The 21,277-nt window shown below is 38.2% G+C and carries 22 protein-coding genes; 8 read left to right on the top strand and 14 right to left on the bottom strand.

Annotation, left to right across the window (positions count from 1 at the left end; translation table 11 throughout):
• Positions 1-221: 221 nt before the first annotated feature.
• Both bcp and ACM26V_RS22700 read right to left on the bottom strand, forming a co-directional pair.
• The gene (gene bcp / locus ACM26V_RS22705; protein ID WP_416149044.1) at positions 222-692 is read right to left on the bottom strand and encodes a thioredoxin-dependent thiol peroxidase; all 471 of its coding nucleotides are present in this window, start codon (positions 690-692) and stop codon (positions 222-224) included.
• 53 nt (positions 693-745) lie between these two features.
• Positions 746-1,195, bottom strand: coding sequence for a potassium channel family protein (locus ACM26V_RS22700; protein ID WP_416149043.1), 450 nt, complete (start codon positions 1,193-1,195; stop codon positions 746-748).
• Between the two features lie 164 nt (positions 1,196-1,359).
• Here ACM26V_RS22700 and ACM26V_RS22695 point away from each other — a divergent pair, with 164 nt between their 5' ends.
• The 4 genes from ACM26V_RS22695 (at position 1,360) to ACM26V_RS22680 (ending at position 9,414) form a co-directional block, all read left to right on the top strand.
• Entirely contained in the window at positions 1,360-2,655 is a 1,296-nt protein-coding gene (locus ACM26V_RS22695; protein ID WP_416149042.1) for a glutamate-1-semialdehyde 2,1-aminomutase, read from the top strand.
• A 303-nt stretch (positions 2,656-2,958) separates the two neighbouring features.
• On the top strand, positions 2,959-7,458 hold the full coding sequence (locus ACM26V_RS22690; RefSeq protein WP_416151951.1) for a glutamate synthase-related protein: 4,500 nt from the start codon (positions 2,959-2,961) through the stop codon (positions 7,456-7,458).
• A gap of 176 nt (positions 7,459-7,634) precedes the next feature.
• Positions 7,635-7,994, top strand: a complete 360-nt coding sequence (locus ACM26V_RS22685) for a hypothetical protein (RefSeq protein ID WP_416149041.1) — start codon at positions 7,635-7,637, stop codon at positions 7,992-7,994.
• Between the two features lie 337 nt (positions 7,995-8,331).
• Positions 8,332-9,414: an FUSC family protein gene (locus ACM26V_RS22680; protein WP_416149040.1), complete on the top strand. Its 1,083-nt coding sequence runs from the start codon at positions 8,332-8,334 to the stop codon at positions 9,412-9,414.
• Positions 9,415-9,524: 110 nt separating this feature from the next.
• Here ACM26V_RS22680 and ACM26V_RS22675 read toward each other — a convergent pair whose 3' ends face one another.
• The 5 genes from ACM26V_RS22675 to fabL form a co-directional block, all read right to left on the bottom strand.
• A complete protein-coding gene (locus ACM26V_RS22675; protein WP_416149039.1) occupies positions 9,525-11,267 on the bottom strand; it encodes an ABC transporter ATP-binding protein in 1,743 nt (580 codons plus the stop codon).
• Positions 11,268-11,399: 132 nt separating this feature from the next.
• Positions 11,400-11,927, bottom strand: coding sequence for a DUF402 domain-containing protein (locus tag ACM26V_RS22670; protein ID WP_416149038.1), 528 nt, complete (start codon positions 11,925-11,927; stop codon positions 11,400-11,402).
• Positions 11,928-11,931: 4 nt separating this feature from the next.
• On the bottom strand, positions 11,932-12,411 hold the full coding sequence (locus ACM26V_RS22665) for a DUF3939 domain-containing protein (RefSeq protein WP_416149037.1): 480 nt from the start codon (positions 12,409-12,411) through the stop codon (positions 11,932-11,934).
• Between the two features lie 262 nt (positions 12,412-12,673).
• Positions 12,674-12,877, bottom strand: coding sequence for a gamma-type small acid-soluble spore protein (locus tag ACM26V_RS22660; protein ID WP_416149036.1), 204 nt, complete (start codon positions 12,875-12,877; stop codon positions 12,674-12,676).
• A gap of 81 nt (positions 12,878-12,958) precedes the next feature.
• Positions 12,959-13,720: an enoyl-[acyl-carrier-protein] reductase FabL gene (fabL, locus tag ACM26V_RS22655; RefSeq protein WP_416149035.1), complete on the bottom strand. Its 762-nt coding sequence runs from the start codon at positions 13,718-13,720 to the stop codon at positions 12,959-12,961.
• A 111-nt stretch (positions 13,721-13,831) separates the two neighbouring features.
• On the opposite strand from fabL, the gene ACM26V_RS22650 reads away from it, so the two are divergent.
• Entirely contained in the window at positions 13,832-14,056 is a 225-nt protein-coding gene (locus ACM26V_RS22650) for a cytosolic protein (RefSeq protein ID WP_416149034.1), read from the top strand.
• Positions 14,057-14,063: 7 nt separating this feature from the next.
• On the opposite strand, the gene ACM26V_RS22645 is transcribed toward ACM26V_RS22650, so the two are convergent.
• The 5 genes from ACM26V_RS22645 to mutY all read right to left on the bottom strand — a co-directional run bounded on the left by ACM26V_RS22645 (position 14,064) and on the right by mutY (position 18,718).
• Entirely contained in the window at positions 14,064-14,594 is a 531-nt protein-coding gene (locus ACM26V_RS22645; protein ID WP_416149033.1) for a chromate transporter, read from the bottom strand.
• Positions 14,591-15,157, bottom strand: coding sequence for a chromate transporter (locus ACM26V_RS22640; protein WP_416149032.1), 567 nt, complete (start codon positions 15,155-15,157; stop codon positions 14,591-14,593). The genes ACM26V_RS22645 and ACM26V_RS22640 overlap by 4 nt, the downstream gene beginning before the upstream one ends.
• 15 nt (positions 15,158-15,172) lie before the next feature.
• A complete protein-coding gene (locus ACM26V_RS22635; RefSeq protein ID WP_416149031.1) occupies positions 15,173-16,786 on the bottom strand; it encodes a gamma-glutamyltransferase family protein in 1,614 nt (537 codons plus the stop codon).
• 88 nt (positions 16,787-16,874) lie between these two features.
• Complete coding sequence (locus ACM26V_RS22630; protein ID WP_416149030.1) at positions 16,875-17,633, bottom strand: SDR family NAD(P)-dependent oxidoreductase; 759 nt, start codon at positions 17,631-17,633, stop codon at positions 16,875-16,877.
• Complete coding sequence (gene mutY, locus ACM26V_RS22625; RefSeq protein ID WP_416149029.1) at positions 17,633-18,718, bottom strand: A/G-specific adenine glycosylase; 1,086 nt, start codon at positions 18,716-18,718, stop codon at positions 17,633-17,635. Before mutY ends, ACM26V_RS22630 begins: the two co-directional genes overlap by 1 nt.
• Positions 18,719-18,856: 138 nt before the next feature.
• Between mutY and ACM26V_RS22620 the strand changes: the two genes are divergently transcribed.
• Positions 18,857-19,840 carry a metal-dependent hydrolase gene (locus tag ACM26V_RS22620; RefSeq protein WP_416149028.1) on the top strand — a complete coding sequence of 328 codons (984 nt, stop codon included), beginning with the start codon at positions 18,857-18,859 and terminating at the stop codon, positions 19,838-19,840.
• A 197-nt stretch (positions 19,841-20,037) separates the two neighbouring features.
• Here ACM26V_RS22620 and ACM26V_RS22615 read toward each other — a convergent pair whose 3' ends face one another.
• Positions 20,038-20,304, bottom strand: a complete 267-nt coding sequence (locus tag ACM26V_RS22615; RefSeq protein WP_416149027.1) for a YfhJ family protein — start codon at positions 20,302-20,304, stop codon at positions 20,038-20,040.
• A 90-nt stretch (positions 20,305-20,394) separates the two neighbouring features.
• On the opposite strand from ACM26V_RS22615, the gene sspK reads away from it, so the two are divergent.
• Entirely contained in the window at positions 20,395-20,556 is a 162-nt protein-coding gene (sspK, locus tag ACM26V_RS22610) for a small acid-soluble spore protein K (RefSeq protein ID WP_416149026.1), read from the top strand.
• 35 nt (positions 20,557-20,591) lie between these two features.
• Positions 20,592-20,753, top strand: a complete 162-nt coding sequence (locus ACM26V_RS22605; protein ID WP_416149025.1) for a YpzG family protein — start codon at positions 20,592-20,594, stop codon at positions 20,751-20,753.
• Between the two features lie 60 nt (positions 20,754-20,813).
• Here the strand turns inward: ACM26V_RS22605 and ACM26V_RS22600 are convergent, their stop codons facing one another.
• Positions 20,814-21,131 (bottom strand): YfhH family protein, encoded by a 318-nt coding sequence (locus ACM26V_RS22600; protein WP_416149024.1) that lies wholly within the window; start codon positions 21,129-21,131, stop codon positions 20,814-20,816.
• Between the last annotated feature and the right edge of the window lie 146 nt (positions 21,132-21,277).

Below are 21,277 nucleotides of genomic sequence, written 5' to 3'. Positions count from 1 at the left end.
GAGTTTTTCAATTTCGATTTCAATTTCACTATCTATCCGAAGACTAAATCAGCGAGGTACGGAAAGGGGACGGCCTATAGTGGATCGAGCGCCCCCCTGTAACTATTCTGTAAGGAATCGATTTTTTCACCAAATACCTTTTAGTACCCCTTAGTTTTTTATGAATAAATCAGGATTAAGCAAACAAAAAAACCACTTGATCCCAAGTGGTTTCCAAAAAACTATTTTGTTTCTTCTCGCAAAAACTCAAGCGCTTGCTCAACATGGCCTTTTACTTTCACTTTACGCCATTCTTTCATTAGTTTCCCTTCTTTATCAATCACAAATGTCGATCGTTCAATCCCCATGTATTCTTTCCCGAAATTTTTCTTCAACTTCCATACGTCAAAATCCTCGGCTAATTCGTGCTCTTCATCTGCAAGCAATTCAAATGGAAGCTCATGTTTATCGATAAATTTCTCATGCCTCGCTATGGGGTCCGGGCTAACCCCTAAAATGACCGCATCCAATTCCTTAAAGCTCTCGTGATTATCTCTAAAATCACACGCCTCCGTTGTGCACCCTGGAGTCATATCTTTCGGGTAAAAATAGAGCACTACATATTTCCCACGATAATCAGTTAGGGAAACTTCTTTCCCTCCATTACCTTTCAGCTTGCGATCCGAAACTTGTTGACCTATTTCAACTGTCATGAATAATCCTCCTTATCGTTTGTCCTTTTCATCATACCCAACTTTCTCACAAGCTACAAACGATAAGGATGTCTCTTAGGTCTTACTTCCTCATCATGCCGAATAAACGTCGTTACTACAAACGCAGCTGGTAGTAAATAGCCTATCAGCGCTTGTATCACCGCAATCCATCTACCCACTCCTTGAGGAATAATATCTCCATAGCCTACTGTCAAGAGTGTCACCGCACTAAAATACAGTACGTCTTCTATTAAATGAAGCAACGAATCTGATTGGAGTCCTTCGCTACTTTCTTTTAAAACTGGGATCCCCAATAATTGTAAGGATATATATAACACCCCAAACCCTACCATTACATTTAAATAAACAAAAAGAAGAACGATAAAATGACGAATTGAAATCCTACGATTAGGCGATGTTTGGTTAATAATTAGCACATATAAACTCATTCCAACCCCTATAATTGAAATCATGATTGCACCTAAAATAAAGAGGCTTTGCATTTTACCCCCTCCTATTATAATGTATGAATCGTTATAATGGATTAGGACAAGATTTACTACTTAGAGCTCTCCAACCTCTTCCTGCTTTAATTGCTAGATGGTGCATCAATGAACATGATACAATTACATGTGATCTAACGAACATACATAGGAGGTCAATTGCCATGACATTTGAAAAATCAGAACAACTCTATAAAAACGCTAAAGACGTCATTCTCGGTGGAGTTAATAGTCCATCACGATCTTACAAAGGAATTGGAGGGGGAACCCCCGTTTTTATGAAAAAAGCAAAGGGCCCGTATTTTTGGGACGAAGACAATAATCAATATATCGATTACCTTGCAGCATACGGCCCAATTATTACGGGACATGCCCACCCACATATAACAGAGGCAATCAAATCTGCAGCTGAAGATGGTGTTCTTTATGGGACACCTACTATACACGAGAATACCTTCGCAAATATGCTTCGAGATGCAATTCCTTCATTGGAGAGAGTCCGCTTCGTCAATTCTGGAACAGAAGCTGTTATGACAACGATTAGAGTCGCGAGAGCTTATACTGGACGTGATAAAATTATAAAATTTGCTGGATGTTACCACGGCCACTCAGACTTAGTCCTTGTAGCTGCAGGATCAGGACCATCTACATTAGGAAACCCAGACTCGGCTGGAGTCACAGAAAGTATTGCTAAGGAAGTGATTACCGTTCCATTTAATGATGTTGATGCTCTCAAAGAAGCAGTAACACTCTGGGGGAGCGAAATTGCTGGTGTACTAGTCGAACCGATCGTTGGTAATTTCGGAATTGTAGAACCTAAACCCGGTTTCCTAAAAGCAGTAAATGAATTGACACACGAAGCAGGTGCACTCGTTATATATGATGAAGTAATTACAGCATTTCGTTTTATGTACGGAGGCGCACAAAACCTTCTCGGAATCGAACCCGACCTTACAGCTCTCGGAAAAATTATTGGTGGAGGCCTCCCTATTGGAGCTTACGGAGGAAAACGTGCAATTATGGAACAAATTTCCCCACTCGGACCGACATACCAAGCTGGAACAATGGCTGGGAACCCAGCTTCAATCCGAGCTGGAATCGCTTGTTTACAGATATTAAGCAAAACGAATGTTTATGAGACATTAGACCAACTAGGTGAGCAACTGGAAATTGGAATTAGTAATGCAGCGGAAAAACACGGCATTCCTTTGACAATCAATCGTTTAAAGGGAGCCCTTACTGTTTACTTCGATATAGACAAAGTTACAAATTATGAGCAAGCCGAAAATAGTAACGGAGAAAAATTTGCATATTTCTTCAAACAAATGTTAAAACGAGGGGTAAATCTTGCTCCATCAAAGTACGAAGCATGGTTTTTAACGACTGAGCATTCAGTATCTGATATAGAAAAAACCATCCAAACAGTTGAAGATGTATTTTCTGAGTGGAACTTTGCATAAATATACATTTATAAAGGAGATGACGATTCGTCCCATCTCCTTTTATGTCTCCAATCGAGTGTGAAAACGCTTCCAAACCACTTTTAGAGGCCTTCGCGTTTGTTCAAACATCAATATTCCCATACATTTCTTATTCTTTTTTTTGTATAATTAATTGATTTATCTATAAATGAATGGTATAGTTAATTATAATTCTGACAATTCTGTTATCATATTTTTATGCTTATTTTTGTCAGATTTTCTGACTAACACAGAGTTGTTTTATTTTTTTGAGGAGGTGGAGGTCGAACGTTGACCGGATTTATGAGGAAAGTTTCAAAAGAACTTCAACGGTTCCGCGGAGCTCTACAAGAAGAACATGACAGTTGTGGAATTGTTTCATTTATTGAAAAGGAAAATATTCCAACGAAAAAAAATATTGATGACACAATTAACGCATTGTTAAAGATGAATCACCGAGCTGGCTTTATTAACGAAGAAGGCGATGGTGTAGGTATTCATATCGATATCCCTAGAGCTCTATGGAAAAAGAAGCTTAAGGAAGTTCAACTGGATACATCACTTGTTGACTCTCCTTCATTTGTTGTTGGCCATTTATTTATTGAAAAATCGCAAGAAACAAGTAAATTTCAACAAGAAATGAAAGATCTTTTCGAAGCGAAAGGATTTACAATGCTTTTTGAAAGCACAGATCAGACTGACCGAGAAGCTTTAGGTCCGATTGCAAAAAAAGCAGAGCCTTTATTTTGGCAATTTGCTCTCCACTCAAATGAGATCAAATCAGAAGCAGTGCTTCGTTCAATTCTATTTAATTTAACAATTGAGTGTGAAAAGAATTTAGCTGTTCACGTAGCTTCTTTAAGCCATGAGAATGCTGTTTATAAAGTAATGGGCGCAGGTGATATCTTACCTAAATACTATGCTGATTTAGCTGATCCACTTGTAGCGTCTACAACAACACTAGGTCATAACCGATACTCTACGAACACATTATCTAATTTTTTCCGTGTTCAGCCGTTTAGCGTTATCGGTCATAATGGAGAAATCAACACCATCGCGAAACTACGTGATGAGGCCAATATGGTTGGTGTGCCTTTAGTTGATGGAGGAAGTGACTCTCAAGATTTAGATAGAGTCATAGATACGTTTACTGCGAGAGAAGGATTATCGTTATTCGAAACACTTGAAGTCCTCTTTCCACCGATAATTAATGAAATTAATCACTTTCCAGAACATTTAAAAGATTTATATTCCTACATCCGAGAAGCGTGGGGGCATTTCGCTCAAGGGCCTGCAGGGATTATTTCTCGCCTAGGCAATGAAGCGGTTTTCAGTGTCGACTCCCTCGGGTTACGTCCTGTATGGATGCTTGAAACGACATCAAGCTATATATTCTCTTCAGAGCAAGGGATCTTCACATCGGACTTATACGTTACAGAACCGAAACCATTTGCTCCTGGAGAAAAAGTCGGTTTACAACGAAATGAACAGGGAACAATTGAAGTTTTATGGCACGATGAATTACAAGAAGTAGTTTACAACCGTATGGCTGACAAACTACCAATTAAAGCAGCAAGTAACCGCCTAACAACTAAATGGAAATATACTCCAGAAACGGTTTTATTCCAACAAAATGTTAACCCGTCTGTCTATTCAGCCAATGGGTGGGATCGGGAGCATATTCAACTGATCGAACAAATGGCGGAAAAAGGCGCAGAACCGATCCGCTCACTTGGACATGATGCACCTTTAGCAGCCATGCACCCAGGTAGAAAGAACGTTGCAGACTTTTTTAAAGAAAGTGTTGCCGTCGTTACAAATCCTGCTATCGACAGAGATCGGGAAATGGAACATTTCTCTACTCGAGTAGTGATTGGAAGACGTCCAGGATTATTTCGAAGTGAAGAAATGAAAACAATCATTCAATTGGACTCTCCTGTAATAAGTGAAGGAATTTCAGGCAAAGGTCTTCAAGAAGAATATAACCACCCTTCATATGAAGGGATTATCGAGTATTACCAGAAAAGCGATGAAGTTGAAAAACTCGAGCTCGTTCGTTTTGAAAAGGAAGAAGTAGATCAAGCTTTGCAACGACTAACTAACGATGCAACTGCCGCTATTCAATCTGGTAAATCTTTAATCGTTTTGGATGATCATGGTACTCATGAGGATGACAGGTACTGGTTAGATCCACATTTAGTGATATCTGCAATGGACCTAGCGTTGACTGAAAAAGAGTTACGTCGGAATTGTTCACTAGTATTAAGGTCCGGCAGTATACGCACTCTTCACGACCTTGCAGTTGTATTTGGCTTAGGGGCAGACTTAATTAACCCATATGTTATGTTTGCTACGGTTGTAAGTGATAATGCTGAACCAGCAGTGAAGTTGTATTCTGCATTGAATAAAGGCCTTGAGAAAATCATTTCCACCATTGGAATTCATGAATTACGTGGTTATGGAAGACTATTCTCTACGATTGGTTTAAATGATGAAATTGCTGATCACTTAAATATCGTCAACTACTTAGCAAGTAAAGAGGTAAGTTATAACTTTGAACAAATGAAACTAGATAGCATTGCACGTAAAGAGGACTTTACCAATGAAAAATCTAGAGCAGGAAAAACATTCCATATTTTCCCTCGTATTTGGAAGTCCCTTGGAGACCTTGCTTCTGGAAAAATTGAATATAAAGAATTTGGCGATAAAATTGCTGAACAAGAAACGAAAAATCCAACGACAATCAGACATTTCACCGACTTAAAAACAACCGAATCTGATTATGATTCAGCAAGTGTTGATACTAGTGTTGGAAAGCATGACCTCCCATTTATGATTAGCTCTATGTCATTTGGTTCTCAAAATGAAGTAGCATTCCGTGCCTACGCAGAAGCTGGAGAGCGTCTGAATATGATTAGTTTTAATGGTGAAGGTGGAGAGATCAAGGATATGCTCGGGAAATACCCGAACACTCGTGGACAGCAAATTGCATCAGGACGTTTTGGTGTAAATGTTGAATTGCTCAACTCTACAAATTTGCTAGAAATTAAAATTGGTCAAGGTGCTAAACCTGGTGAAGGTGGACACTTGCCCGGATCAAAAGTAACAGATAAAGTTGCTGCAGCTCGTAATGCTACAACTGGTTCTGACTTGATCTCACCGTCAAACAATCATGATATTTATTCAATTGAAGATTTGGCCCAGATGATAACAGAACTTAAAACTGCAAACGATCAAGCGAAGGTTACAGTTAAAGTTCCGATTGTTCCGAATATCGGGACGATTGCAGTTGGTATCGCTAAAGCTGGTGCTGATTTCATAACATTAAGTGGGTTTGATGGTGGAACTGGTGCAGCCAGAGTTCATGCTTTGCAACATGTTGGACTCCCTGCAGAGATTGGTGTAAAAGCAGCTCATTTCGCACTTCTTGAAGCTGGACTTCGTCATAAAGTTGAACTTTGGGCCGATGGCGGTGTTAAGAGTATTCAAGACGCAGTTAAACTCATGTTATTAGGGGCAAACAGAATTGGATTCGGAACATTATCCATGATAGCTGTTGGCTGTACCGCCTGTCGCGGTTGTCACCTCGACACTTGTCACGTAGGAATTGCGACACAAATTGAAACAGAAGCACAAGCAAAAGATCACGGTCTACGTAGGTTCGTTCCTCGTGAATATGACCTTGCCGTTCAAGGTCTAACAACAATGTTTACTCAGTTTGGCAAAGAGCTTCAAGCTGTCACGGCATCTCTTGGATTCAAACGAACACAAGATATAGTTGGCCGAGCCGATCTTCTTGAACAAACTCGGGGACATGATCAACTAGACTTGACTGAGCTTCTCTCAACGCTACCTGAACAGGACGTAGCACCATTTGAACCTGTTAAGGCAGTTGAAGATGTAGAAGAACAGGAATTAGCTGTAGCTGTCGGTGCTGAATTTGAGTATTTAGATGCTAATATTAGTGAGTTGACTACTTCAAGGGATTTTGAAGCTATCACAGCAGAACAACGTATTCTTGGTAGCCGTGTATCTGGACACCGTGTTCGTGGGAAGCTAGATGGGTCTTACCGCTCATTGCCTGAAATCGATTTAAGATACTCCAAAGGATCGATTCTCGGTAACGGGCTCGGTGCCTATAACAGTGAAGGGGTAAACATTCACATTACCGGTGGAGCGCAAGACGGTGTTGGTAAAACAATGTTCGGAGGGTCCTTTAAAGTGTTTAAAACAAAAGGTGTCGACGGTGCATTAATCAATGGTTCTGTTGGTAAAGGGATTGGTTATGGTGCGCTTAAGGGAACGTTTATTATTCAAGGTGATGCAGATTCACGTGCTGGTATCCGTTTATCAGGAGCAGACATGATCTTTGGCGGTCGTTTAAAGAGACCTTTAACTAACGCCAACCTTTACAATGTAGGCGTTCATGCAAATATTAAAGGATTTGCCTTCGAATACATGACAAATGGAAGAGGATTAGTCTTGGGTGACCCTGGACCATGGATGTGTGCGGGTATGACCGGTGGTGTCGTTTACTTGCGTCATGACGAAGAAATGGGCTTAACTGAAAAGCTTATGAGAAGTCGCATCGCAAAAGGTGCAAAAGTAGGAATTGAATCATTATCAGAGGAAGGTATCTCAGATGTGGTTGAACTATTAACCTTGTATCGCGATGAACTCGCAGCACTGAATCAAAACGATGAAGTCGCATTGGTCGATAAATTGTTAGAAGATCCTTCAGCGAACTTTAGGCAAATCGTCCCAGTGAAACAGCAAGCTGACCCAGCGGTTTCTACAGAGTAATAAATTTAGATACAGAAAATATTTAGAGGATGACCGCTAATCAAACTTAGTGGTTATCCTCTTTTTTATTTATCTAAACCAATTTTATTTTGAAAATTCCAATTGAAGAAGTCAGAAATACAGAATAGTCGTACCCGAATTATTCATAAAACACTAAGAAGTACTAGACTTACGAGATGAAAAAATCAATTTCTCACAAAACTTTTACAGGGGGCACTTGGTCCACTATAGGTGAACCCTTTCCGTTCTCAATGCTTCAGTCTTCGGAAAATATTCCGAACAGCGAGGCATTCGGAGCGTTCGAGGAATGGAAATTTGAAAACGTTCCGTATCAGCGAGGCATTCGGAGCGTTACAGGAATAGAGTTTGAAAAACGTTCCGTATCAGCAAGAGATTCGGAGCGTTACAGGAATAAAGATTGGAAATCGTTCCGTATCAGCAAGGCATTCGGAGCGTTACAGGAATCAAAATTGAGAAACAGTCCACACTGCGAAAGTGGCTTTAGTACTTTTATTGAATTTAAATTTTTTTTCTAATGATGGAGATACTTTTTCTATCATTTTTCACTTATAAGGTGAAAACGTTATAAGCTAGTACGACCATATGACACAACAGACAGATCAATTTTAAACTGCTACATGAATAATCAAGAGTCGTATGATATTTGAAAAACTCTCTCGCTTTCCGTAGGCAATAGTTCATCTTCATTATTAAAAAGTTCACGTTTTGTTCCTTGATGTTTTTGGAAAAGAAGTGTATAGTACATCCGTATTAAATATATAAATGAATATTGCTTAAAGACTTGACTTACTTATACACCTCCCACTGCTTAGCAAGTAAATAACAATTAAGTTAGAAAGGAATTTTTTTATTATGAGGCTTGGAGCCCGAATTTTTAAAACAGGACTCGCCGTCACGTTGGCTCTTTATGCAGCAATGTGGCTTGGCTTTGAAACGCCCGCTTTCGGAGGGTTAGCCGCTTTCTTTGCTGTTCAACCATCTGTTCATAAAAGCATTACGCTAATCTGGGATCAAATTCAGGCAAATATTATTAGTGCAATACTAGCAATCTTATTTGTATTAGCATTCGGCCATGAACCCTTTGTTGTCGGTGTTGTCGTTGTTCTCATTATTAGTATTCATATTAAACTAAAGAAAGATGCAATTATTCCGTTAGCTGTTGTAACATCAATTATCATTATGGGAAGCCCTACCGATGATTTTATTAATTTCGCCGCTAACCGTTTCTTACTGATCATGATCGGTGTATTTTCTGCCTTTATTGTAAATATGATCTTCTTGCCGCCAAAGCACGAAAGTCAACTCTACCATAAAATCACAGACACAAATGATCAAATTATTCAATGGATTCGTCTATTGCTTCATCATGAAGTTGATTATAGAACATTAAAGCAAGACATGAATAAAATTCGTGAATCTGTTCTGAAACTCGAAAATATCTTTATCCTTTACAGAGAAGAAAGAAGTTATTTTAGAAAAAGCGAATACTCTCGCATGCGAAAAATAGTTTTATTCAGACAAATGATTAGCTGTACAAAAAAAGCTAAAGAAATCATGAAAAGCTTGAGCAAGCAAAACAATGCCTTGAACCAATTACCCGAAGAAATGAGCCATTTACTTCAACTACAAGTAGATTATTTAACAAACTATCACGAACGCATTCTGCTTAAATATATGGGTAAAGTTAAAGCACAAGCAACTGGAGATCTTTATCAACAAATAAACGATGGAAAACAAGAACTCATTAATGTCTTTATGGCATGCCATAAAGATCAAGAAATTGAACTAGATGAATGGATTCATTTTCTCCCTGTCATAGCACTCGTCATTGAATACAGCGAAGAATTGGAGCATATGGACCGGCTAGTGGATGGTTTTTTCACCTATCACAAGAATGATAATGAAGTGAAAATAAGAGAGCGCGAGCAGTATTAACAAATTGAAATTAACAAGTGACTCCTACTAATATAAAAAGCACCCAAATGGGTGCTTTTTATATTAGTAATAACGTTGAATTTTTAGTTTCTAGCACCCAAGAACTTTACTCAAGTTAACTGTTGGATCTGGAAGAGATCAAAATAGGCTCCTCGCTGTTTCATTAGCTCTTCATGAGTTCCTTCCTCAACTAACTTGCCATGATCAATGACTAGAATCTTGTCTGCGTGAGTAATCGTAGACAGGCGATGAGCAACAATAAATGTCGTCCTATCTTCTGCTAATCGAAATAAAGAATCCTGGATTAATTTTTCACTTTCTAAATCAAGAGAACTTGTCGCTTCGTCAAATACTAAAATTTCTGGACTCTTCAAGAAGACACGTGCTATTGCCACGCGTTGTTTTTGCCCACCAGAAAGCTTGACTCCCCGCTCACCGATATTCGTATCATACCCCTCTGAGAGCTCTTTAATAAAAGCATCAGCATTAGCCGCTCTTGCAGCAGCATAGACTTCTTCATCGGTCGCTTCAGGATTACCCATCCGAATATTAAACATCACAGAATCGCTAAATATGATATTATCTTGAAGAACCATCGCAACTCGATCTCGTAAAGAACGAACTTGATAATCTCGAATGTCTTTTCCATCAATACGAATACAGCCACTTGTTACATCATGGAAGCGAGGAATAAGGCTCATAATTGTGCTTTTTCCTCCTCCACTCATACCAACGATCGCGACCGTTTCTCCACGCTCAACTCGGAAATTAATATCCTCAAGAACTGTTTCCCCTTCATTATAACTAAAGCTGACATTTTCAAATGTCACTTCACCTTGTGGGTACGAATATGGAACTGCATTTTCTTTATCAGTAATGTCATACTTTTCATCAGCTAATTCAAAAACACGGTCCATAGATGCCACCGATTGGGTTAACGTTGTTGCTGAGTTAACAAGGCGTTTTAAAGGGTTGTACAGCCTGTCCATATAGGATACGAAAGCAACCATTGTTCCGACTGTCATTCCTGTTTGAATAACCATAATCCCAGCGAATCCAATAACCATGACGGGTGCTATGTCAGTAATCGTATTAACTACTGCTGCAGTTTTTGCATTCCATTTCGTATGATCAATTGCTTTGGAAAAAAAATTATCATTTCTTTTGTCAAACTCAACTTGTTCGTAATCTTCAAGGGCAAAACTACGAATCACATTCATTCCTTGTAAACGTTCATGAAGGTGTCCTTGCACTTCTGCTAGTGCCTGAGATCTATGTCTTGTTAAAATACGCAGCCTTGAGAAAAAATACTTTATCGCAAATCCATAAAGTGGTAGTAATGAAATTGCTATGAGAGTTAGCATAACGTCCATCGAAAACATAATTGCAATAGCAACGATTATCACGAACATATCGAGCCAAATATTCATCAATCCTGTAATAATAAAGTTTTTCGTTTGCTCTACGTCATGAATAACCCTCGAGATTATCTCGCCTGATTTTTTATTTGAATAGAACTTTAAACTTAATTTTTGTAAATGAACAAATAGATTTTCACGAATGTCATATAGCACTTTAGTACCGGTCCATTGCGCTAAATATTGTCGATAATATTCGATAGGCGGTCGAAACACAATAAAAACAACTAACACAACTCCCATTAACCAGTAAAGAGAATTCAATTGTTCGTTAGGTGATAGACCATCTGCACCGATGATATCATCTATCACATATTTTAATATTAACGGAATAATTAACGGTATTCCAAATTTCAGCATTCCTATAACCATAGTAATGCTGATTTCCTTCCAATATGGCTTCACAAATTTCATATAACGTTTGATACTTTCCAAATCGAACATCTCCTCGATCAACTGCCAAACATTCTCACGTATAGTGAAAATATATGCTAAAAATCGATCTATAACACAACAAAGGCGGTTCTAATTCTAACAGAACCGCCACTATATGGTCATTTATTTTCCTTATCTATGATATAAAAAGCGTTCATACCAATATTCAATAAATCCGGGTTCAAATGGACCCTTTTTTTGGCTTATCCAAGAGACGAGTTCATCAACTGTCTTTCTTAATATTACCTCAACTTCACCTGGATAATTCATTTGTTTCTTATGTAAAGTAAACTCATCTTCATCTAATAACTTGTACGTCATATCAGGATAAACTTTAATATCCAAGTCATAGTCGATGTATTTCAAAGCTTCTGTATCATAAGTAAACGGTGTTCCTAAATTACAGTAGTAATATATACCATCATCGCGTATCATGCCAATGACATTAAACCATTGGTGAGCCGTAAAAAAACAGATCGCTGGTTCCCTTGTTCTCCATTGCCGTCCATCTGATTCCTGTACAAGGATTCGATCGTTGCCACCAATGACTTCCTGAGTCGTTCCTTTTAATATAATCGTCTCTTCCCAAACACGATGAAGCGATCCATCATGTTTATAGCTCTGAACTTCAATATTGCTACCTACTTTTGGGAAATCCACACTGTTACTCCTTTCTCTCTCGATTCGAAGGTTTTCTATGGGTGACCATCCGGTCATTCGAATCTAAATACAAATCGAAGGGAGGTTTTTGTACGAGATAATTTTGTAATTTAAAATAGCTAACTTGATTTGAGGGGTCACCTGGAATAATTGGTTCTGCCCCAGTTTCGAGAAAATATTGATCACAAGCAATTTGGCAAAAATCAATATGCTTAGGATATTTTGCATCCTCAAAAATTTCAAATGTTTCTTTAGACATATAAAAAGGTTTGTCCGGTTTACCACCTAAATATGAATGTAACAGTTCAAAATCTATTTCATGATTATCAGAAATAATACTACGTAGTGATATTCCTTCATCCAAATTGATTGCGAATTGATTCACCGCTGACCGAATATCATCTATTGTCACCGAAATTATTTTAATTGCTCTTTTATCCTGCTTTTGCTCCACTTGCTCCTTTCGTTTCCGCCGGAAAATCATATTTTTCCTCCCTTGAAAAAAATTTTCTTCCTTTGAAATAAGCTGACTTCTATTCATAATATTATGCAAAAAAAAAGCACTATGACCTAATCTCTTTCATTATACTATTGTTTCACTGATTTTTAAAACGCTATAGCTTATTTCTTTCAAATCCAAGTATTCTATTCACGAAGATATTGTTAATTTCATAAGAAAAACCTCCCCATAATAAATGGAGAGGTTTCCTAACGCATAAAACTTACTGCACTATTTCAGCAACTCGTTATTGTTGCTGTTGTCCTTTAGAAGAAGCTTGCTGCTTACGCTGTGCAGATTGTTGGTTTTGCTGCTTCACTTGCTGCGCATCTGTTTCACTTGCAAACTCCGTTTGTTGCCCTTGACCTTGAGCAGACTGTTGATTCTGTTTCTTTACTTGCTGGGCATTTGTTTTAGAAGCATTTTGATTTTGATTTTGTTGGTTTTGCATGTGTATCACCTCCACACAAATTAATATGTCCAGGTGTTGAAGTTCTTATCCAAAATGTTTTAAAAAAGATAACTCCACATATTAAGTTAGCAAAGAAATTCCGCCATCAACAACAATCGTTTGTCCGCGGATCATACTTGCTTCATTTGACAATAAAAATACTGCCGCATTCGCTAAATCTTCTGCCTCCACCATTTTTCCTGCTGGCGTCCGTTTTTTCGCCTCCGCTATTAATTCATCTCGGTTAGGAAAATGAGTTAATGCGTCTGTATCTACAGCACCGCCAGAAACAGCATTAACACGAATATTAAAAGGAGAAAGTTCCACCGCTAAGTACCGAGTTAAAGCTTCTACAGCTGCTTTCGAAACACCAACAGTTGTATAATTCGGTAAATACCTCATCGCACCTAAAGAACTAAGGCTTACGATTGCTCCACCTGTCTCCTGCTTCTTCATTCGTTCTGCAGCCATTTGTGAGCAAAAAAGCATTGCTTTACTATTAATATTCATCGTCCAATCCCAATGGCTTTCCTCTACTTCAAGAATTGGTCTTAAGACACCTGAGGCTGCATTATTAACAAGAATGTCAATTCGTCCAAAATATTTATCAATTTCTTCAAACATTTCTTTAACTTTCTCTTTTTTAGCTACGTTCGCTTTTATAGCAATTGCTTCTTGACCAAGTTTCCGAATTTCTTCTGCAGTTTCTTCCGCTTTCGACCGACTTCTTGCATAATTGATAACGATGTTATGACCACTTCTAGCCAGTTTCAGCGCAATTTCTTTCCCGATCCCACGACTACTACCTGTTACTAATGCTACCTTATCATTTGAAATTGACATAAATGTAATGACTCCTTTACTTGTTTTTACACGTACATTATTTTTTTGTATAAGATTAGTATCAACATGCAAAACTAACTCGAAATATGTTCTTATGGAGTTGATTTAATCATGTATGTTGGCCGAGATATGACAGAATTATCAATGATACCAAAAAACGAATGGTCCGAAAAAGAATTGGCATATTTTCATCATTTATTTCAACAAATATCCCCCTATTTGAGTGTTGAAGGGGTGACGATTCATCGAGAAGTTGTCGAAGAAATCATCGATAGAAATGGTTTACCTGAATTGGAAGCAGGGTGGACAAGTGGCACAAGACTGCAGTTTGACTAGAAATATCTTATCGAAGAACTACTGCTCCATATATCAGTCCTCCTAATATAACAAATGCTGGATGTACTTTTTTCTTTTCCAACAAGAAGTAACTAATAACTAATAAAAAACCTGTTTGCATCCAACCATTATCAAAATAAGAAGTCTCTACAAAACGAAGCGTCATCACTCCTAATAACACGGCAATTGTTGGTCTAACAATAGATGAAAGTAGTTTGACTTTCGGTGAATCTTTAAATTTCATCAGTACACTTAACAAAATAACCATTAAAATAAGAGACGGGGCAATTGTCGCGAACAAAGCTATGATTGCTCCAAGAATTCCAGCTTCCTCAAAGGCAATATATCCGGCCATTTTTGTTGCAATCGGTCCTGGTAAAGCATTTCCTAACGCCAAAACTTCTCCAAATTCTTCAATTGTCATCCAGCCATACCTATGAACAACTTCGTATTCAATTAGAGGAATAGTAGCAGGTCCACCACCATATCCAACAATACCCGGAATAAAAAAGGCTAAGAAAATTTGCCAATATATCAACTTTTTTCACCACCCTTTTTTCCCTTGTTTTTACTTGATGGTTTTAGTAAAACAAATAATATAAGTGCAGCAATAATGACCGCAGGATGAATCCCCACAAGTTGAATTAAAATGATCGATACAATCACTAGTAAACTAGCTTTTAACCACCCGAAATCTGTATTTGATTTCTTGAAAAAACCCCACGTCAAAACACCTAGCATCACAGCAACAACCGGAAGAACACCACGAGTCATTCCTTGCACCCAGTCGTATTCACGAAAATTAGCTAAAGATGTAAGTAAGATAATCATCAATACAACCGTTGGAACAACGGAAGCGAAAATAGCATTCACCATTCCTAATACACCTGACACCCTATAACCAATATACCCTGCTAGTTTTGTTGCTATCGGCCCTGGTAATGTGTTACCAATCGCGAGCATATCAGAGAACTCTTCATCGTTCATCCATTGATAATTATCGACAACTTCTTTTTGAATAAGTGGTATGGAAGCTGGTCCGCCTCCATACCCAAGTAACCCAACTCGAAGAAAAGCCATAAAGATATTTGCCTGTTTCATAATCTAATCACCTTTCTAATAAACCGCAATAGCACCATCTGTTCGTGCTTCTGTCCCACCAGACAACACACCTGTGTTAAGATTCCGCCAAATGATTTGTCCTCGACCAAAACTACTTGTCTGGTGTGTCAATTGAATATTGTGACCTTTTGCTGACAACGCATGAGCAATATGATTTGGCACAGTATGTTCTAACAAGACTTGTTTGTCTTTCATCCACTGCCACCTAGGTGCATCCAAAGCTGCTTGCGGATTCAAACCGAAATCAATTGAATTCATGACCACTTGTAAGTGTCCTTGTGGTTGCATAAATCCTCCCATCACTCCAAATGGACCGACTGCTTCATTTTCCTTTGTCAAAAATCCGGGAATAATTGTGTGAAATGTTTGTTTCCCTGGCTTTAAGGCATTTTCATGCTCGGGATCTAAACTAAAATTGTGACCACGATTTTGCAGAGCTATCCCTGTTCCAGGAACAACAAGCCCAGAACCAAATCCCATGTAATTACTTTGAATAAATGAAACCATGTTGCCTTCATTATCAGCAGTAGCTAAATAAACAGTTCCACTTGAAGAAGGGTCTCCAGCTTCTGGTAGGAGCGCTTCATCACTAATAATATTTCGGCGCTCTTTTCCATATGCTTCGCTTAACATATCTTCTACTTTTTTACTCATCGAGTTTTGATCTGTAATATATTTTTCTCCATCAGCAAAAGCCAATTTAATTGCTTCAATTTGCTTGTGGTAAGTATTTGGATGTTCTCTTGTTTCAAATGTATCATTCTTCAACATGTTTAATGCCATAAGCGCAACAAGACCCTGACCGTTTGGTGGAATTTCCCACACATCATACCCACGATAATTAACTTTAATGGGGTCTACCCAATGAGGTTTATACGAAACCAAATCCTCTTTTCGAAGGTAACCATCATGTTTTCTCGAAAAAGCATCGATTTGGTCAGCTAATTCACCACGATAAAACGATTCTCCCTTTGTTTTAGCAATTGCTTCTAGCGTCTTTGCATGAGCTTCTGAACGCCACATTTCACCGGCTTTTGGTGCCTGCCCATCTGGAGTAAATGTGTCAAACCAATGTTGGAACATATCATCTTTAAATTCATTGCGAAAACTCTCTGCCGCTCGTCCCCAAAAATATGACAGCGTAGGACTAACTGGATATCCCTCCCGCGCATAACGAATAGCAGGGGCAAGCAAATCTTCAAAAGGTAGTTTTCCAAACTTCTTAGATAACTCGACCCATGCTGCAGGTGTGCCTGGGACCGTTACAGGTGTCCAGCCAAACTTTGGTATTTCCTTAATTCCTGCTTTTTTCAGTACGTCAATAGATATTTCTTGTGGCGAGGGCCCACTTGCATGCAATCCGTGTAATTTACTCTTAACCCAAACAAGCGCAAAAGCATCTCCACCAATTCCGTTTGACGTAGGCTCGACAACCGTCAAACAAGCGGCTGTTGCAATCGCTGCATCAATCGCATTCCCACCCTGTTTCATAATATCTAAACCCGCTTGTGACGCGAGCGGTTGTGATGTAGCAACCATCCCATTCTTACCATATGTAACCATTCGTTGTGATGAATAAGGATATGCCATCGGATCTAAATTATTCATATATTCATACTCCTTAATGTTTTTTATCATTTTAGCATATTTAGTTTAACGAAACATTTATTTTTCGTACGTCACCTTTTTTCTTAATTTAGAAATTTGAATTTGATTGTCCACCGTCGACATTTAGCGTTGCCCCTATCACCCATTTAGCACGCTCCGAGGCCAAAAATACGACGACTTCAGCCACTTCTTCCACGCTCCCAAATCTTCTAGCTGGAATTTCTTCTTCTACAAACTTAGCAATTTTCTCTGGAGTTTCTTTCAAACGTTTTTGCCAATTTCCTGTCGGATGTAAAATCGATCCTGGAGCTACTCCGTTGACACGTATCCCATCTCGCACCAATTCATCTGCTAGTGATTTCGTGAAACTAATCATCGCTGCCTTTGCACTATTATACGTCGGTTTCCCTCCCGATTCACGGCCGAATATTGATGAAATATTGATGATTGAACCTTGCTTTTTCTTCTTCATTTCTTGAGCAGCCAATTGACTAAACTGAACTGCCGAGAAATAGTTTAACTGCATCGCTTCTTCGAATTGAGCCATCGTTGTATCTAGTGTTTTCCCACCGCTACTTCCACCAACATTGTTAATTAGGATATCGATCTCACCGAATGTATTCATAAACTGCTCAAAAACCTCAGTCCGTTCCTCCTCTTTAATTAAATCAGCTTGAAATATTTCAACCCCTGGTAAGTCCAATTTAGCTTTATTTAAATCATCTTTCCCTCGGGCAACAATACCTACATTTGCTTTTTCCTCTAAAAATGCTTTTGCAATTCCTTTGCCGATTCCTTTTGATCCTCCTGTTACAAGTACTTTCTTTCCTTTCAGTTGCAAATCCATTAAGATTCCTCCTCCATTACTAGTGCACCATCTATTATTTTTTGGTGTGAAACAGGAAATGGATACCAATTCACATCTTCTATCAAAACAAAATGACATTTGTTTTTTTGATTACAAAGCTGTTTATTATGAATTACCTCGACCTTGCCCTCATAAACATCAATGTTCCACACGATATGAGAAAAAATGTGTTTTACTTCTTGAACTTTAGTAATTGATGACACTTCTACTCCAAGCAAATCGATATATGACTTTAAGTCTTCTAATTCTGTTGTTTCAGCTTCAATATTTGGGAATTGCCATAATTTTGCTAAGAGACCTGTATCTGGGCGACGTTCAATTAGTACCCGCCCTTGTTGATCACGCAAAATGACAGCTTTCATTTTTAATTTTCTCGGTGGCTTCTTCTTTGCTTTGACAGGTAAGATATCTTGAACCCCTTCTTCTCTAGCAGAGCAATGGGACTCAACAGGACATATTAAGCAAGCAGGACTAGTTGGTGAACAGACCATCGCACCGAGTTCCATTAATGCCTGATTAAAATCAGAAGCACGATTTGTTGAAATTATCTCTCGGACAATCGCTTCAAATTTCTTTCGAGTAGAAGCTTTGGAAATATCATCATAGATCGAAAAAATACGAGATAATACCCGCATCACATTGCCATCAACAGCTGGAGCAGGAATATTATAAGCAATGGACAGAATCGCGCCTGTTGTATAAGGTCCGACTCCTTTTAAGCTACCTACTTCTTTTTCTGTTTGTGGAACTTTTCCACCGTACGTTTCACGAACCTCTTTTACAGCATGATGGAGATTTCGCGCACGAGAATAATACCCTAATCCTTCCCATGCTTTTAAAACGGTTTCTTCTTCTGCTTCTGCCAAATCATTTACAGTCGGAAACAAACTCATAAATCGTTGAAAATACGGAATAACAGTATCCACTTTCGTTTGCTGAAGCATGATTTCTGACACCCAGATTTTATAAGGATCTCGCTCTCTTCTCCAAGGGAGGTCACGTTTATTTTCATCATACCATTCGAGTAAATCTTGTTGAAATTTAGTCTCATTTATTTTTTTCACGAAACATTCTCCTTTTGAAACTAGGTGTAATCGGGTAATAATAAATACAAGCAATTTTTATTTTTTGAAACGAGATACTACACATGATATTATAGATAAACTAATCTTCATATGTCTAGTCGGCAAGGAGGAAAGTGCATGGATACTGGAACACATGTTGTCATGGGAATCGCTCTAGGTGGATTAGCCACCTTAGATCCTGTTGTTGCAGGGAATCCAGAAATGACACAAGCAGCCATGATCGGGGTTTTGATCGGCTCTCAAGCTCCAGATTTTGACACTGTTCTGAAGTTAAGAAACAATGCAACGTATATAAGAAATCACAGAGGTGTCACACATTCCATTCCTTTTTGGTTTATATGGCCGACACTAATTACACTTTTACTTTACTTGCTTATGCCTAACTTAAATTTATACCATTTGTGGACCTGGATATTCTTTGCTGTATTTCTCCATGTATTTGTCGATATCTTCAATGCTTATGGCACTAAAGCTTTTGCACCTATTTACCCGAGATGGCTAGCATTGGGAGTAATAAATATTTTTGATCCATTTATTTTCATTGCTCACATTATTTCAATTACTCTATGGAGAATTGGTTTTCATCCGGGATGGACATTTCTAACAATGTTTGTTGTTATTATTATTTATTATTTGTGGAGAATTAGCGCCCAAAGAAAGATATATGTAAAATTAAAATCGTTGCATCCAGATGCAACTCATATTTTCACTTCTCCAACATTTAAATGGAATTCATGGCACCTCGTTGTAAGAACGAAAGACATGATGCATGTAGCGGCATCAATAAAGGGACGTATCACTTATTATGAATCTTATCCCTTTGAACCAATTCCCGATGACCGTGTTATTAACGCTGCAAGGAAAGACAAAAATCTATCTGCTTTCTTATCATTTTCCCCGGCTTATCGCTGGGTCACATCAATTGAGAAACATGGTTATTCTGTCAAATTTATTGACTTAAGATATCGAAGTAAAGGTCACTATCCATTTGTTGCGATTGTAAGATTGGATGAAGATCTAAATATCTTAAATTCATACACAGGTTGGATTTACAACAGAGAAACATTAAAAAGAAAAATCGAAGTTGCAACTAATGAATAATAAAAGGTGCCATTGATAAGCAATCCGCTTCACTGGCACCTTTGTTATACTTTAAGAATGTTTAACTTCGCTAAAGGGTTAAGGTATAAGATAAACAAAGGCTTTCGCCATGAAGCACTTGGCGACAAGTCAAGTTTTTCTAATAAGAGATCGATTTACAATAAAGTTCGTCGCTGCTTCGAGGCGATTTAGCATTTCTAGTGCAAAAACTTCTTCTTATCAAACCATTCCCTGTACTTTGGTTTTTCGAGCAATATTTCATGAAGACGATATCCGTGATTGTCTACCCATTCATTCAAGACTTTTTCAGTCATTTCTTTCCCTTTATAACTTTGCCCTGATTTAGCATAAGTAGCTTCGAAATCTTCCCATAAAAGCTCAATCCATGTCCTTGCCTCTGAATAGGAAAGATGATCGTTTTTTTCTAGTAAACGAGTTGTCAATTTCTCAAAATAATCATGCATGATTAGAAAACCCCTTTCAAAATATTCTCAGCATGTCTAATTTAAAATACGGGAATAACTAAGGTCCCCCATCATAAGGAGGTTCGTTTTTTGCGTAATAACAACAGAGAATTATCACACCGTATTTCGCTTAGCAAAGATAAACGTGAGATGGCAGCTTATGCATCTAAGCGTCCTGATGGATCAATTAAAGATCATCCACAGGAACGAATGAGCAAGAGTGGAAAAACACAGCATGAAACATTGCACTAAAGATTTTAGTGCCGTGTTCAAGGAGGCGTTTTTCAATGAGCAAATCTCAAAACAGTAAAGGGTCAAAATCTTTGTATGGAGATCCATTTCAATCACCGCGAGCAAATCCGAAAAAATCATTTCACCAAGTGAATGGAGAAACAGAGCAAAGTTTGCATAACCAAATATTAGCTGTTCAAACGCGCAAAAGATGCTAATTGTCCTTAATGGAGGAAATTGGAGTTGGGATGGCAGTTATTGCCCCCTCTCCGCTTTATTTAGTTCTTTCTTTCTCCTAAAATGGAAATAGGAACACCCTCTAGTTCTTTACTGCCGCTTCTATAACCCCATGCAAAAACACCATTCATATATTCTATATCAAAAAATTCTTGTGGATCATCTTTAAAATCATATTTTTGCCCAGATTTAAAATCTTGAGGATCTAATAAATATGCTTGTGCCATTATCATTTTCCGCTCATAGACAGCAAATTCATTAATCATTCCTTTTTGCTCTGCTTTCTGAGCCTTGACTTTCAACTCAGCAATTTCTTGCTGAAGTTTAGCCATTGCCATACGGCTATATTTTTCATCCATCCAACATTCTCCTTTATTTCAACTCTTCTTCTCTTATTATAAGGGTTTTATTACAGATGTAAAAGGAAAGCTACCTCTTGTGCCCCTTGCATTCATATTTCCATTTACTTAGGCAAGTTTTCTCTCTCTCAGTGTCCAGATTGATT

Origin of the sequence: Salipaludibacillus sp. HK11 (assembly GCF_047795645.1) — a bacterium.
Lineage (GTDB): Bacteria > Bacillota > Bacilli > Bacillales > Salisediminibacteriaceae > Salipaludibacillus.
Note: the sequence above shows the minus strand (reverse complement) of the source record. Positions and strands in the feature narration are given on the sequence as shown.